At 73.2% G+C, this 12,987-nt stretch carries 10 protein-coding genes; 7 read left to right on the forward strand and 3 right to left on the reverse strand.

What is annotated here, in order from left to right; genetic code table 11:
* Window positions 1-119: 119 nt before the first annotated feature.
* Together ESG85_RS22225 and ESG85_RS22230 are read left to right on the forward strand one after the other, a co-directional pair.
* The gene (locus tag ESG85_RS22225) at window positions 120-1,154 is read left to right on the forward strand and encodes a LacI family DNA-binding transcriptional regulator (RefSeq protein ID WP_128981971.1); all 1,035 of its coding nucleotides are present in this window, start codon (window positions 120-122) and stop codon (window positions 1,152-1,154) included.
* A 185-nt stretch (window positions 1,155-1,339) separates the two neighbouring features.
* The gene (locus tag ESG85_RS22230; RefSeq protein ID WP_128981973.1) at window positions 1,340-3,823 is read left to right on the forward strand and encodes an endo-beta-N-acetylglucosaminidase; all 2,484 of its coding nucleotides are present in this window, start codon (window positions 1,340-1,342) and stop codon (window positions 3,821-3,823) included.
* 236 nt (window positions 3,824-4,059) lie between these two features.
* Here the strand turns inward: ESG85_RS22230 and ESG85_RS22235 are convergent, their stop codons facing one another.
* On the reverse strand, window positions 4,060-4,506 hold the full coding sequence (locus ESG85_RS22235) for a MarR family winged helix-turn-helix transcriptional regulator (protein ID WP_246095215.1): 447 nt from the start codon (window positions 4,504-4,506) through the stop codon (window positions 4,060-4,062).
* Window positions 4,507-4,695: 189 nt separating this feature from the next.
* Between ESG85_RS22235 and ESG85_RS22240 the strand changes: the two genes are divergently transcribed.
* From ESG85_RS22240 to ESG85_RS22255, 4 genes are read left to right on the forward strand one after another with little or no spacing between them, the layout of a single operon-like run.
* Entirely contained in the window at window positions 4,696-5,625 is a 930-nt protein-coding gene (locus ESG85_RS22240; RefSeq protein WP_128981975.1) for an SDR family NAD(P)-dependent oxidoreductase, read from the forward strand.
* Entirely contained in the window at window positions 5,622-6,509 is an 888-nt protein-coding gene (locus ESG85_RS22245) for an amidohydrolase family protein (protein WP_128981977.1), read from the forward strand. The genes ESG85_RS22240 and ESG85_RS22245 overlap by 4 nt, the downstream gene beginning before the upstream one ends.
* A gap of 12 nt (window positions 6,510-6,521) precedes the next feature.
* Window positions 6,522-8,054, forward strand: coding sequence for an acyl-CoA synthetase (locus tag ESG85_RS22250; protein ID WP_128981979.1), 1,533 nt, complete (start codon window positions 6,522-6,524; stop codon window positions 8,052-8,054).
* A gap of 35 nt (window positions 8,055-8,089) precedes the next feature.
* The gene (locus tag ESG85_RS22255; protein ID WP_128981981.1) at window positions 8,090-8,545 is read left to right on the forward strand and encodes a MaoC family dehydratase; all 456 of its coding nucleotides are present in this window, start codon (window positions 8,090-8,092) and stop codon (window positions 8,543-8,545) included.
* A 39-nt stretch (window positions 8,546-8,584) separates the two neighbouring features.
* On the opposite strand, the gene ESG85_RS22260 is transcribed toward ESG85_RS22255, so the two are convergent.
* Both ESG85_RS22260 and ESG85_RS22265 read right to left on the reverse strand, forming a co-directional pair.
* Window positions 8,585-9,940: an aminotransferase class V-fold PLP-dependent enzyme gene (locus ESG85_RS22260; protein ID WP_128981983.1), complete on the reverse strand. Its 1,356-nt coding sequence runs from the start codon at window positions 9,938-9,940 to the stop codon at window positions 8,585-8,587.
* A 222-nt stretch (window positions 9,941-10,162) separates the two neighbouring features.
* Window positions 10,163-12,022, reverse strand: coding sequence for an ABC transporter ATP-binding protein (locus ESG85_RS22265; protein WP_128981985.1), 1,860 nt, complete (start codon window positions 12,020-12,022; stop codon window positions 10,163-10,165).
* A 220-nt stretch (window positions 12,023-12,242) separates the two neighbouring features.
* On the opposite strand from ESG85_RS22265, the gene ESG85_RS22270 reads away from it, so the two are divergent.
* Complete coding sequence (locus ESG85_RS22270; RefSeq protein WP_128981987.1) at window positions 12,243-12,938, forward strand: DUF2470 domain-containing protein; 696 nt, start codon at window positions 12,243-12,245, stop codon at window positions 12,936-12,938.
* Window positions 12,939-12,987 lie beyond the last annotated feature (49 nt).

Here is a 12,987-nt window from a genome sequence, read left to right on the forward strand (position 1 = left end):
AAGTGCGCGGACCTTGCTCGGTGCTTGACTAAACCGCTCTAGCGATGCGGGACTATCCTCCCGGCTAAACTCCGGTGTCAAGAGAGCGTGCGGAAACGCGCAGGACGAGGGAGCGCCCGATGGCCCGACCGACCATCGCCGACATCGCCAGGGAGGCGGGCGTCTCGAAGGGCGCGGTCTCCTTCGCGCTCAACGGCCGTCCGGGCGTCAGCGAGGCGACCCGGGAGCGCATCCTGCGGGTCGCCGAGCGGATGAACTGGCGTCCGCACAGCGCGGCCCGCGCCCTGGGCGGGGCGCGGGCCGGCGCCGTCGGCCTCGTGCTCGCCCGGCCCGCCCGGACGATCGGCCTCGAACCCTTCTTCGGCCAGCTGCTGTCCGGGCTCCAGGCGGCGCTCTCCACCCGCGGCACGGCCCTCCAGCTGCTCGTCGTGGAGGACACGGCCGCGGAGATCGAGGTGTACCGGAGGTGGGCCTCGGAGCACCGGGTGGACGGATTCGTCCTGGTCGACCTCCAGGTGCGCGATCCGCGCGTGCCCGTCCTCGAGGAACTCGGGGTGCCGGCCGTGGTCCTCGGCGGACCCGGCAGGCACGGGCGGCTGCCCGCCGTGTGGGCCGACGACCGGGAGGCGATGACCTCGATCGTCGAGTACCTGGCGGCCCTCGGACACCGCCGCATCGCCCATCTCGCCGGTCTGCCCTCGTTCCAGCACACCCGGCGCCGGATCCGGGCGGTACGGGACGCGGCGCGCCGGCTCGGACTCGACGAGGCGGTGTCCGTGCCGACGGACTTCAGCGACGCGGAGGGCGCGGCGGCCACCCGCGCCCTGCTGGCCCGGCCGGGACGGCGACGGCCGACGGCGCTGGTGTACGACAGCGACGTGATGGCCGTGGCGGGACTCGGGGTCGCCGCCGAGATGGGCGTCGCGGTGCCGGGCGAGGTGTCGGTCGTGTCGTTCGACGACTCGGCCCTCGCCCGGATCGTCCACCCCGCGCTCACCGCGCTGTCCCGCGACACCTTCGCCCTCGGCGAGCAGGTGGCGACGGTCCTGCTCGCGGTGATCGACGACCCGGCGTCGGCAGCGCGGGACATCAGGAACCCGACACCGCGGCTCACGGTCCGCGAGAGCACGGCGGGGCCGGCGGAGGGGCGATAGACGGCCGACGGAGGGGCGACCGACTGCCGACGCCCTCTTGACCGGTCTGCTAAAGCCGTTTAGCCTCCGCACCGGACGGGGTCCGTACGGCCACCGCACGGTCGGCCCCGGCCGCGCACCCCCCGCACCATCGCGCCACCGGCACCACCAGCCCCTTCCCCCTCCGCTGGACCACCGGAGCTCCGATGAGAAGAAGATCCCTGCGCCTGCTCGCGGCCGCGGCCGCGGCCTTGTCCGCGGCCGCGCTCGGCCTGGCCGCCACACCGTCCGCCTCGGCGTCCGCGTCGGCGTCCGCGTCGCCCGCCCCGGCCTCGACGGCGTCCGACAACGTTGTCGCGCCTGCCGCTGCCGCCGGCAACCAGCCCTACGCCTCCTTCTGGTACCCCACCACCATCCTGGACTGGGACCCCGCCACCGACCCCGACGCCCGGTTCAACCGTTCGCGGGTGCCGCTCCGGCCGCGCGTCTCGGATCCCGCCCTCAAGGCGAACGCCGACGCCCGCGCCGGCGAGGGCGGGATCGTGTCGCTGGTGTCCTTCGCGCCCACGTCGAACAACCCCTCCCAGGGCTCGCTCGATCCGCGCTACTACGCCTTCGGGCACTGGCAGTACGTCGACAAGCTGGTGTTCTGGGGCGGTTCGGCCGGCGAGGGACTGATCCTCGCGCCGAACCCGACCGTCATCGACGCCGCGCACCGCAACGGTGTGAAGGTGTACGGCACGGTGTTCTTCCCGCCCACCGCGTACGGCGGCCGGATCCAGTGGGTGCACGACTTCGTCAAGAAGTCCGGCACCCGCTACCCCGTCGCCGAGAAGCTGGCCCAGGTCGCGCAGCACTACGGCTTCGACGGCTGGTTCGTCAACCAGGAGACGGCCGGCGGCGACGCCGCCCTCGCGACCGAGTTGCGCAACACGATGCGCTACGCGCGCTCGCTCGGCCCGGTCGAGTTCATGTGGTACGACGCGATGACCGAGTCCGGTTCGGTCAGCTGGCAGGACGCCCTCACCGGCGCCAACGACGCCTTCCTGCAGGAGGGTTCGCAGCGCACGAGCGACTCGATGTTCCTCGACTTCGGGTGGGGCACCTCCGCCCTGGACTCCTCCCGGACCCTCGCCCGGAGCCTCGGCCGCAGCGAGTACGAGCTCTTCGCCGGCGTGGACACGGAGGCGAACGGCTACGACACCGGCGTCCCGTGGAGCGCGGTCTTCCCGGCCGGCCGTCCGCACACCACCTCGCTCGGGCTCTACCGTCCGGAGTGGACCCACAACTCCTCGACGAGCCGCGCGGATTCGTACGCCCGTGAGGCCCGGTTCTGGGACGGCGCCAACGGCGACCCGTCGGACACCACGACCACGTCGTCCTGGAAGGGGCTCGCGACCTACGTCGCCGAGTCCTCGCCCGTCACCGCCAAGCCCTTCGTGACCTCTTTCGACGCGGGCCAGGGCGACTTCTACCACTCGGGCGGGGTGCGCGTGTCGTCGTCCGGCTGGAACAACCTCTCCCTCCAGGACGTGCCGCCGACCTACCGCTGGCTGGTGCGGTCCGACGGGACGAAGCTGAAGCCGTCGATCGACTTCACCGACGCCTACGAGGGCGGCTCCGCGCTGCGCCTGACCGGCACCCTGGACGCGGTGAACACCGTACGGCTCTACCAGTCGCGCCTCCCGGTCGCCGCCGACACCAGGCTCTCGGTCGTGCTGAAGACCCCGGCCGCCGGTCCGACGCACCTCAAGGCCGCGGTGGCGTTCACCGACTCCCCCACCACGTTCACCACGTTCGACCTCGGCTCCACCACGTCGACGGGCTGGGAGCGCAGGACGCTCGACCTGTCCGCGTACGCCGGAAGGACGATCGCGCAGATCGGTCTCCGGACCACCGGCACCACCGCCTCCTACGACATCAGGGTGGGCCAACTCGCCGTGTACGACGGGACGGTGGACGCGCCGTCCGCGCCGACGGCGCCGACCGTCCTCGGCACGACGGACACCGGCGCGGGCACCAGGTCGCTGCGACTGGCGTGGACGGCGTCGTCGGCCGGGGACGTGCACCACTACGAGGTGTACCGCCGCGACCCGGACGGCGGCCGCACCTTCCTCGGCGCGACCCCGAACGACAGCTACTTCGTGCCGAAGCTGGAGCGGGTCGGCACGGAGACGTCGACGACGCTCGACGTGGAGGCGGTGTCCACGGAGTTCGGCCGCTCACCCGCCGCGAGCACCACGGTCACGTGGTCGGCGACGACCTCCACCAATCTGGCCCTCAACCGTCCCGCGACGGCGTCGGGCCAGTGCAACGGCACGGAGACGCCGGCCAAGGCGGTCAACGGCAGCGTGGCCGGCGGCAACGGCGACAAGTGGTGCACGCTGACCACCGCCAAGTGGCTCGAGGTGGACCTCGGCGCCTCCCGCACTCTCGACCGCTTCGTGGTGAAGCACGCGGCGGCGGGCGGTGAGAGCGCGAGCTGGAACACCCGGGACTTCACCGTCCAGGTCCGCGAGAGTACGACCGCGCCGTGGACCACGGCGGTGACCGTCACCGGCAACACGGCGGCGGCCACGACCCATCCGGTCGCCGTCACCGCCCGCTACGTCCGCCTGGCGATCACCCGGCCCACGCAGACGACGGACCCGGCCGCCCGCGTCTACGAGTTCGAGGCCTGGGGCTCGTAGCCCCGCCGCTCGCGGGCCCGTTGCTCGCGGGCCCGTTGCTCGCAGCGCGCGGCGAGCGGCTCGCGGTCCGCCGTCCGCCCGCCCCCGACCGGTCCGCCCCCGCCCCCGGGGGCGGACCGCCGTCATGCCGTCCGGGAGGCCGCGGCGACCTCGACGCCGGAGCGGCGGCACGGACGCGCCGGGCCGGCCGGCGGTGAGCGCGGCACCGATCCGTACGAGGCCGGGGGCGTGGGGCGTCAGTCGGCGGGTTCGGAGATCCGCCGCAGCAGGTCGTGCAGGACCGTGCGGTCCTCGTCCGTCAGGGGCGCGAGCAGGCCGTCCGTGACGCGGCGGCTGGTCCGGTCGGTGTCCTTGAGGAAGCCGCGGCCGGCGTCGGTGAGGACGACGATGCGGCTGCGCCGGTCGCCGGGCGCGGGACGGCGTTCCACGAGTCCGAGCCGCTCCAGGTCGTCGACGAGGCCGACGATGGCGCTGGGGTCGTAGCCGAGCCGGTCGCTCAGCTCACGCTGGAGCGCGCCGTCGACGCTCGCCAGGTAGCGCAGCAGGGCGTAGTGGCGCAGCCGCAGCCCCGACTCCTGAAGTGCGGCGTTGAAGAGCTGCCCGGAGCGCAGACCGAGCCGGTAGAGGAGATAGCCGGTGTCGGAGTGCAGTCCGAGCATCCAAGGTTCGTCCCTGTCGTCCATGGCAGCAGCATGCCGCAGGAATGCTGCCGACAGCAACCATTGACGTCGACAATGATTGGTCTTAGCTTCCTTTCAGCGGACGGCGCGGGACGCCGATCGAGCGTGAGCGCTCCCGTCCCGCCGCCGACCGCCGCCTCCTCCTCCCTGGCACTTGCCATCCGCTGCCTTCCGCTTTCCGAAGGGACCCCCATGCCGCACTCCGCCACCGTCGACCTCTCCGGGAAGGTGGCCGTCGTCACCGGCTCCGGCCGCGGCCTCGGTCTCGCCTACGCCTCCGCGCTCGCCGCGGCCGGTGCCGCGGTCGTCGTCAACGACATCGACGAGGACATCGCGCGGAAGGCCGCCGACTCCCTCGTCGAGGCCGGCGGCCGGGCGGTGGCCGAGGCCGTCGCCGTCGGCACCGCCGAGGCCGCCGACCGGCTCGTCGACCGCGCCGTCTCGGCCTTCGGCCGGCTCGACGTGCTGGTCACCAACGCGGGCATCCTGCGCGACCGCGTGCTGTGGAAGATGACCGACGAGGACTTCGACGCCGTCGTCGCCACCCACCTCAAGGGCACCTTCACCTGCGCCCGTGCCGCCGCCGTCCGCATGCGCGAGCAGGGCGAGGGCGGCCGGCTGATCCTCGTCGGCTCCCCGGCCGGCCAGCGCGGCAACTTCGGCCAGACCAACTACGCCGCCGCCAAGGCCGGCATCGCCGCCATGGCCCGCACCTGGTCGATGGAGCTCGCCAAGGCCGGCATCACCGTGAACGCGATCGTGCCGGTCGCCGCCACCGCCATGACCGAGACGATCCCCGTCTTCGCCCCGTACGTCGACGCGATGCGGCGCGGCGAACCGCTGCCCGACGCCCTGCGCAAGGGCGAGGGCTTCGGCACGGCCGAGGACTGCGCCGCCCTCGTGCCCTTCCTCGCCTCCGACGCCGCCCGCGACGTCACCGGGCAGTGCGTCGGCATCGGCGGCGACCGGCTCGCGCTGTGGTCGCACCCGCAGGAGGTGGCGACCGCCTACGCCGAGGGCGGCTGGACGCCCGGGACGATTGCCGCCGCCTGGCACACCTCGGTGGGCCGCGAGCCGCAGTCCGTCGGCATCCCCGCGCCGCGCCTGCCGGAGACCCGGTGACGGGCCTCGACGTCGCCGCCCTGGAGGCGATCGACGTCCACACCCACTGCGAGGTCTCGTCCCGGGGCCACGCCTCGCTCTCCGACGAGCTCCACGCCGCCTCCGGCGCGTACTTCAAGGTCGAGGGCGAACGGAAGCCCACCCTTGAGGAGATGGCCGCCCACTACCGCGAGCGGCGGATGGCCGCGGTGGTGTTCACGGTCGACGCCGAGCACGCCACCGGCACCCCGCCGATCCCCAACGAGGAGATCGCCGAGACCGCCGCCGCCCACTCCGACGTCCTCGTCCCGTTCGCCTCGGTCGACCCGTTCCGGGGCCGGGCGGGCGTGCGGCAGGCCCGGCGCCTGGTCGAGGAGTACGGGGTGAAGGGCTTCAAGTTCCACCCCAGCATCCAGGGCTTCTTCCCCGACGACCGTCTCGCGTACGGGCTCTACGAGGTGATCGAGGAGACCGGCGCCATCGCCCTGTTCCACACCGGGCAGACCGGCATCGGCGCGGGAGTGCCGGGCGGGGGCGGGATCCGGCTCAAGTACTCCAACCCCCTGCGCGTGGACGACGTGGCCGCCGACTTCCCGCACATGAAGATCATCCTGGCGCATCCGTCCTTCCCGTGGCAGGACGAGGCCCTGGCCGTCGCCACGCACAAGCCGGGCGTGCACATCGACCTGTCGGGGTGGTCGCCGAAGTACTTCCCGCCGCAGCTCGTCCACTACGCCAACACCCTGCTCAAGGACAAGGTGCTCTTCGGCTCCGACTACCCGGTGCTCAGCCCGGACCGCTGGCTGGCCGACTTCGCGAAGCTGCAGATCAAGGACGAGGTGCGCCCGAAGATCCTCAAGGAGAACGCCGCCCGGCTGCTCGGACTGACCGATTCCCTCCTCTGAAAGGGCCCCGTGATGCGCAACGAGGGACTGGGGTCGTGGCCCGCACGCCGGGCCCGCAAGACCCCGCACCGCACCGCTCTGATCCACGGCTCCGCCACCGTCACCTACGGCGCCCTGCACGAGCGCACCACCCGGCTCGCGCACGCCCTGCGCACGGCCGGCGTCCGGCGCGGCGACCGGATCGCCTACCTGGGACCCAACCATCCGGCCTTCCTGGAGACGCTGTTCGCCGCCGGGCTGCTCGGCGCGGTGTTCGTGCCGCTCAACACCCGGCTCGCGGCGCCCGAGATCGCGTACCAGCTGGCGGATTCCGGCGCCGGCGTCCTGCTCCACTCCCCCGCCCACGCCGCCACGGCGGAGTCGGTGACGGGCGGGCACGGAAGGCCCGGGGCGCTGGGGACGACCGGAGTGCGGACCGTCGTCGAGACAGGCGGCGACGCGTACGAGGAGCTGCTCGCCGCGTCCTCCGCCGAACCGCTCGACGAGCCGGTCTCGCCGCAGGACGTGTGCGTCATCATGTACACCTCGGGCACGACCGGGCGTCCCAAGGGCGCCATGCTCACCCACGGCAACCTCGTCTGGAACGCGGTCAACGTCCTCGTCGACCACGATCTGCTCGCCGACGAGACCGCCCTGGTGTCCGCGCCGCTGTTCCACACCGGCGCGCTCAACATGCTGGCGCTGCCGGTGCTGCTCAAGGGCGGCGCCTGCGTCCTCGCGGAGTCCTTCGACCCCGGCGGCACCCTCGAACTCGTCGAACGGCACGGCGTCACCTCCATGTTCGGGGTGCCGACGATGTTCGACCGGATCGCCCGGCACCCTCGCTGGGCCACGGCCGACCTGTCCAGCCTGCGGCTGCTCAACTGCGGCGGCGCGCCCGTGCCGACCCCGCTCATCGCCGCGTACCAGGAGCGGGGTCTGACCTTCCTCCAGGGCTACGGGATGACCGAGGCCTCGCCCGGGACGCTGTTCCTGGACGCGGAGCACGGGGTGACGAAGGCCGGTTCGGCCGGGGTGCCGCACTTCTTCACCGACGTACGGGTGGTGCGGCCCGACCTCACGCCCGCGGCGGCCGGTGAGACCGGTGAGGTGCTGGTCCGCGGCCCGCACGTGATGGCCGGCTACTGGGGTCTGCCGGAGGAGACCGCCGCGGCCTTCACCGACGGCTGGTTCCGCAGCGGCGACGCGGCGCGGGTCGACGCCGACGGCTACGTCACCATCGTCGACCGGTTCACGGACATGATCATCTCGGGCGGGGAGAACATCTACCCGGCCGAGGTCGAGGACGCGCTCCTGGCCCACCCCGACGTCGCCGAGTGCGCGGTGATCGGCGTGCCGGACGAGAAGTGGGGCGAGACGGCCCGAGCGGTCGTCGTCGCCCGCGAGGGCACCGCGCCCGACCCGGCGGCCGTGCTCGCGTCCCTGACCGGACGGCTCGCCAAGTACAAGATCCCCCGGTCCCTGGTCCTGGTCGACGCCCTGCCGCGCACGGCCTCCGGAAAGCTCCTCAAGCACGCTCTGCGCGCCCGCCACGGCGCCCGCTGAACCCACCGACCGACCATCCGAAAGGAACCGTTCCCATGACCCTCACCGTCGACGGCATCGACGCCCTGAAGCAGCTCGTCGGCAGCGAGCTCGGCACCAGCGAATGGATCGACGTCACCCAGGACCGGATCGACGGCTTCGCCGACGCGACCGGCGACCACCAGTGGATCCACGTGGACGTGGAGAAGGCGAAGGCGGGCCCTTTCGGCGCGCCCATCGCCCACGGCTATCTGACGCTGTCGCTCTTCATCCCGCTGTTCACCGGGCTGCTCGACGTCCGCGGCGTCACCACGAAGGTCAACTACGGCCTCGACAAGGTCCGTTTCCCGTCCCCCGTGACGTCCGGATCCCGGCTGCGCCTGGTCGCGCGGCTCGCCGAGGTCCAGGACGTGCCGGGCGGCGTCCAGATAGCGGTCGACGGCACGATCGAGATCGAGGGCGCGACGAAGCCGGCATGCGTGCTGCGGAGCCTGTCCCGGTTCTACGCCTAGGTGTGTTGATCACGCGCGGACGCCTGGCCAGGTGGTGCTCTACGCCTCGGCCAGGAGCTCCCGCAGACCCCGCGCCAGACGCCCGTACTCCTCCGGGCGGTTGTAGATCTGGGCGCTCACCCGGATGCCGCCGCCGGTGGGCCACGGCCAGACCAGGACGCGGCAGCCGAGGCGGGCGGCGATGTGCTCGCGGAGTGCGGCGGCCTCGGGGTGGGTACGGGCGAGCCCACGGCGCAGCCTGAGCGAGCGCATGGCCAGGGACGCGTCGTACGGGAGCGGCGACAGGTCGGGCAGTTCGGCCAGCAACCCCGCTCCGTACGCGGCGAGTTCGGCGTTGTGCGCGCGGACCTTCGCGGCGCCGAGGGCGGCCAGCAGGTCGAGTCCCTCGGGCGCGGCGAGCAGCCCGGTGTAGTCGGTGGTGGCACGGTACTCCACCGCGCGCGGGAAGCCGTGCTCGTCCTCCCAGGAGGGCACCGGGGCCGGAACGCGGCCGCGGTGGTGCGGGGCGACGGCCAGGACGGCACAGCCGGCGGGCGCGTACGCCCACTTGTGCAGGTTGCCGAACCAGAAGTCCGGCTCTCCGGCGAGCGGTGCGGCCAGCATCCCGGGCGCGTGGGCGCCGTCCACCACGGTGACGACGCCGCGTTCGCGCAGTGCGCCGATCAGGGCGGGCCCGGCGATGACGCGCGCGGTGGGCGAGCTGACGGCGTCGAGCAGCGCCACCTTCGTCCGGGGCGTGACCGCCGCGAGCACGGCCGCCGCGACCGCGCCCTCGTCCGGCAGGTCCGGGTCGAGGGCGACGGTGGTGACGCGGGCCCGGCGCGCGGCGGCACCGGTGACGGTGCCGTATCCGTGGTCGGTGACCAGGACCTCGTCGACGGGGCCCAGGCCGAGGGCGTCGAGGGCGAGGTTGGCCGCCTCGGTGGCGTTGCTGACGAGGGCGATGCCCTCGGGATCGGCGCCGAGGCGGGCGGCGATCCGCCGCCGCGCCTCGGCGAGCCGGGCCGGAACGGACAGGAAGAAGGCGTCCGGGTCGGCGTCGGCCTCGGCCGCGAGGCCTTCGCGGACCCGGGAGACGGGAAGCGGTACGGCGCCGAAGGACCCGTGGTTGAGGTGCGCGACCGCCGGGTCGAGCCGGAAGAGCTCCGCGCCGCCGGGAAACGCACCGGGACCGGTGGTCCCGGACGCGGTTCCGGTTCCGGGTGCGGTTCCGATTCCGGGTGCGGTTCCGGTCCCGGTTCCGGGTGCGGTTCCGGGTGCGGTTCCGGTCCCGGATGCCGTCCCGGTCCCGGGCGCGGGTGCGGCCCCGGTCCCGGGTGTGGCCGGCCTCCCGGGTGCTGTTCCGGCCCCGGAGGCGGTTTCCGTACCGGACGTCGTCGTCCGCTGTGTCGCCATGGTCCGGCCGCCTCCTTCTCGCCCCGCCCCTCGGCACCCGGCCCGCCCGGTTGCCGCCCCCTACGCCGCCGAAGTATGCCGTGCGGCCCGGTCTCCGTCGACGGCGCCGGGGCCGGGGCCGGGGCCGGAGCCGGGGCGAGCGGGCCGGACATCTCCGTCGGACTGCCCGGGCGCGCATCGCCACCCTCCAGCTCAGCTCGTCTCCGCCCGGCTCAGCTCCGCTCAGCTCGTCTCCGCCCCGCTCAGCTCCGCCGGGGCGGGCGTGTCGGCGAGGAAGCCGCCCGACTGGTGCTGCCAGAGCTTCGCGTACGGGCCGTCGGCGAGGAGCAGTTCCTGGTGCGTGCCCTGTTCGACGACGCGGCCGCGGTCGAGGACGACCAGCCGGTCCATGCCGGCGACCGTGCTCAGGCGGTGCGCCACGACGAGGGCCGTGCGGCCCTCCATCAGCTTCCACAGCGCGTCCTGGACCAGGATCTCGCTCTCCGAGTCGAGCGCGCTGGTGGCCTCGTCGAGCAGCAGGATCGGCGCGTCGCGCAGGATCGCCCGGGCGAGCGCGACCCGCTGGCGCTGGCCGCCGGACAGTTTGACGCCCCGCTCGCCGACCATCGTGTCGAAGCCGTCCGGCAGCGCGTCGGCGAACTCCGTGACGTGCGCGGCCTCCGCCGCGCGCCGGATCTCGTCCTCGGTGGCGTCCGGCCGGGCGAAGGCGATGTTGTCCCGCAGGGTGCGGTGGAACATGGCCGGTTCCTGCGGCACGTACGCGATCAGTCCGCGCAGGTCGGACTGGCTCATCCGGCTGATGTCCTGGCCGCCGACCAGGATGCGGCCGGAGTCGACGTCGGTCATCCGCAGCAGCAGCCGGGTGAGGGTGGTCTTGCCGCCGCCGGAGCGGCCGACGAGGCCGATCTTCGTGCCGTCGGGCACGTCGAGGTCGAGACCGTCGAACAGCGGCGCGGCACCGCTTCCGGCGCCGCCGTGCGTGAAGGTCACCTGCTCGAAGCGGACGTGTCCGCTGCGGGAGCGCAGCGGCTCCGGGTGCTCCGGGTCGGTGACGACGGGCGGGGTGAGCAGCAGTTCGGTGAACTGGGCCGCCTCGGTCATCGAGCTCTCGATCCGGCGGTAGATCTGGTTGAACTCGAACATGATCCGGGTGGCGTTGGAGTAGTACGTGAAGGCCACGATGACCGCTTCGACGCCGTGCTGTCCGGCGCCGAGCAGCAGGGCGACGACCAGGCCGAGGACGTTCGTCAGTACGGACATCGGCGCGACGACGGTGTCGATGCGCAGGTTGCCGTAGTCCCAGGAGCGCAGGGTGAGCCGTCGTGACTCGGCGACGCGGGACCGGTGTTCGGCGGCCTCGCGCTCCTCGGCCGCGAAGGCCCGGACGGTGTCCATGTTCATCAGGCTGTCGGCGACGTGCCCGGACACCCGGGCGATGGCCTCCTCGCGCCGGGCGACGAGCTTCTGGCGGCGCCGGATCAGCGGGACGACGCAGAGGGCGGTGAGCGCGATCATCAGGAGCAGCCCGGCCACGAGCAGCGGCTCGTACTGCCACAGCACGACCGAGGCGAAGAGCAGCGGCACGAAGCTGCCCATGACGTTGAAGGTGAGCGTGTCGACGAACTCCTCGAAGCGGGAGGCGAAGCTCAGCACCCGCTTGGTGAGCGAGCCGGCGAAGTTGTCGTGGAAGAACGCGGCGTCCTTGGCGAAGAGTTCGTCCATGCCGACGACGTAGAGCCGCTCGATGCCGAGGGCGTCGAGGCGGTTCAGACAGTGCAGCCCGACCCGCCAGAGTGCCTCGGAGAGGAGGAGGACGGCGGCGAAGCCGAGGACGTACGGCAGCATGGCGCCGAGGCCGGTGGCGCCGCCGGGTCCGTCGGTGTCTCCGCCGGCGATGCGGCCGACGAGTTTGGCGACGATCAGGGGCGCGATGTAGGCGATGCCGATGTTGCCCAGCGCGGGGAGCAGGAGCGCGGGGACGGTCATGCGGCGGAGTCGGGCGAGTTCTCTTCCGTAGTAGCGCAGTGCGAGGAGGACCGGGCCTCGGCCCGGTGGACGTTCGGCTGATTCAGGCGAATCCATTGCAACCCTGCTTTGTCGGACCATCAGGGACAAGAGCGCAGTGTCCCGTGACGGACCCTCAGCCGTCCAAGCCTTTTCCGGCGGACCGGGGCGCGGGTGTGCGGGCGGCGGGCGTCCGCGCCGGGCCGACGCGCGGGCTGACACCCGGACGGAATTGAGTTAGGTTAGGCATACCTAAGTAGACGTCCGAGCGTCTACGGCATCCGCCGGGAGAACACGCATGCATCCGCACACCGCCCGCTCCACCCACCCGACACCCGCCGAGCGGCTCCGTTCGATCATCGCGTCCGCGCACTCCATGACCGTGATGACCGACGGCCGGTACGAGGAGGTCCACAGCCTCGACGGAACGGGCCCGATGGGCCGCGTCCACCTCCACGACCCCGGTACCGGCCACGGCGACGCGGCGCGCATCCCCATCCGGATGGAGCTCACGGACGTCTCGCCGGTCCCCGTACGCGACCGGGTGCGCGCCCGGGTGACGCTCTCGGGCCTGGTGGCGGCACCGTACGACGCCGACTCCGGGGAGAGCACCTGCGTGGAGTTCGGCCAGGCGGTGCTCCAGGACGCCCGCGGCCGGACGTACGTGACGCTGGAACAGATCCAGGCCGCGGAGGTCGACCCGCTGGCCGACTGCGAGGCCGGCATGCTCCACCACCTGGTCTCCGGTCACCCCGAGCTCGTCACCCTGCTGCTCCGGCTGGTCCCGCCGGCCGCCCGGCGCGGCCTCGTGCGGACGCTGCCGCTCGCCCTCGACCGCTACGGCCTCACCCTGCGCCTCGAGTACGCCGCCGGGCAGCGCGACGTCCGGCTGCCGTTCCCGACCCCGCTCGCCGAGGTCGACCAGGCCGGCCTCCAGATCCACGCCCTCCTCGCCGCCGCCCGCCGCTCCTCCCACACCCGCCTGCCCGCCTGAGCGGCCCCGGGCGCGCGGGCCCGCCGGGCGGCGTCCCCGTGCGGGCCGG

This window comes from Streptomyces roseicoloratus, assembly GCF_004117935.1.
Classification (GTDB): Bacteria; Actinomycetota; Actinomycetes; order Streptomycetales; family Streptomycetaceae; genus Streptomyces; species Streptomyces roseicoloratus.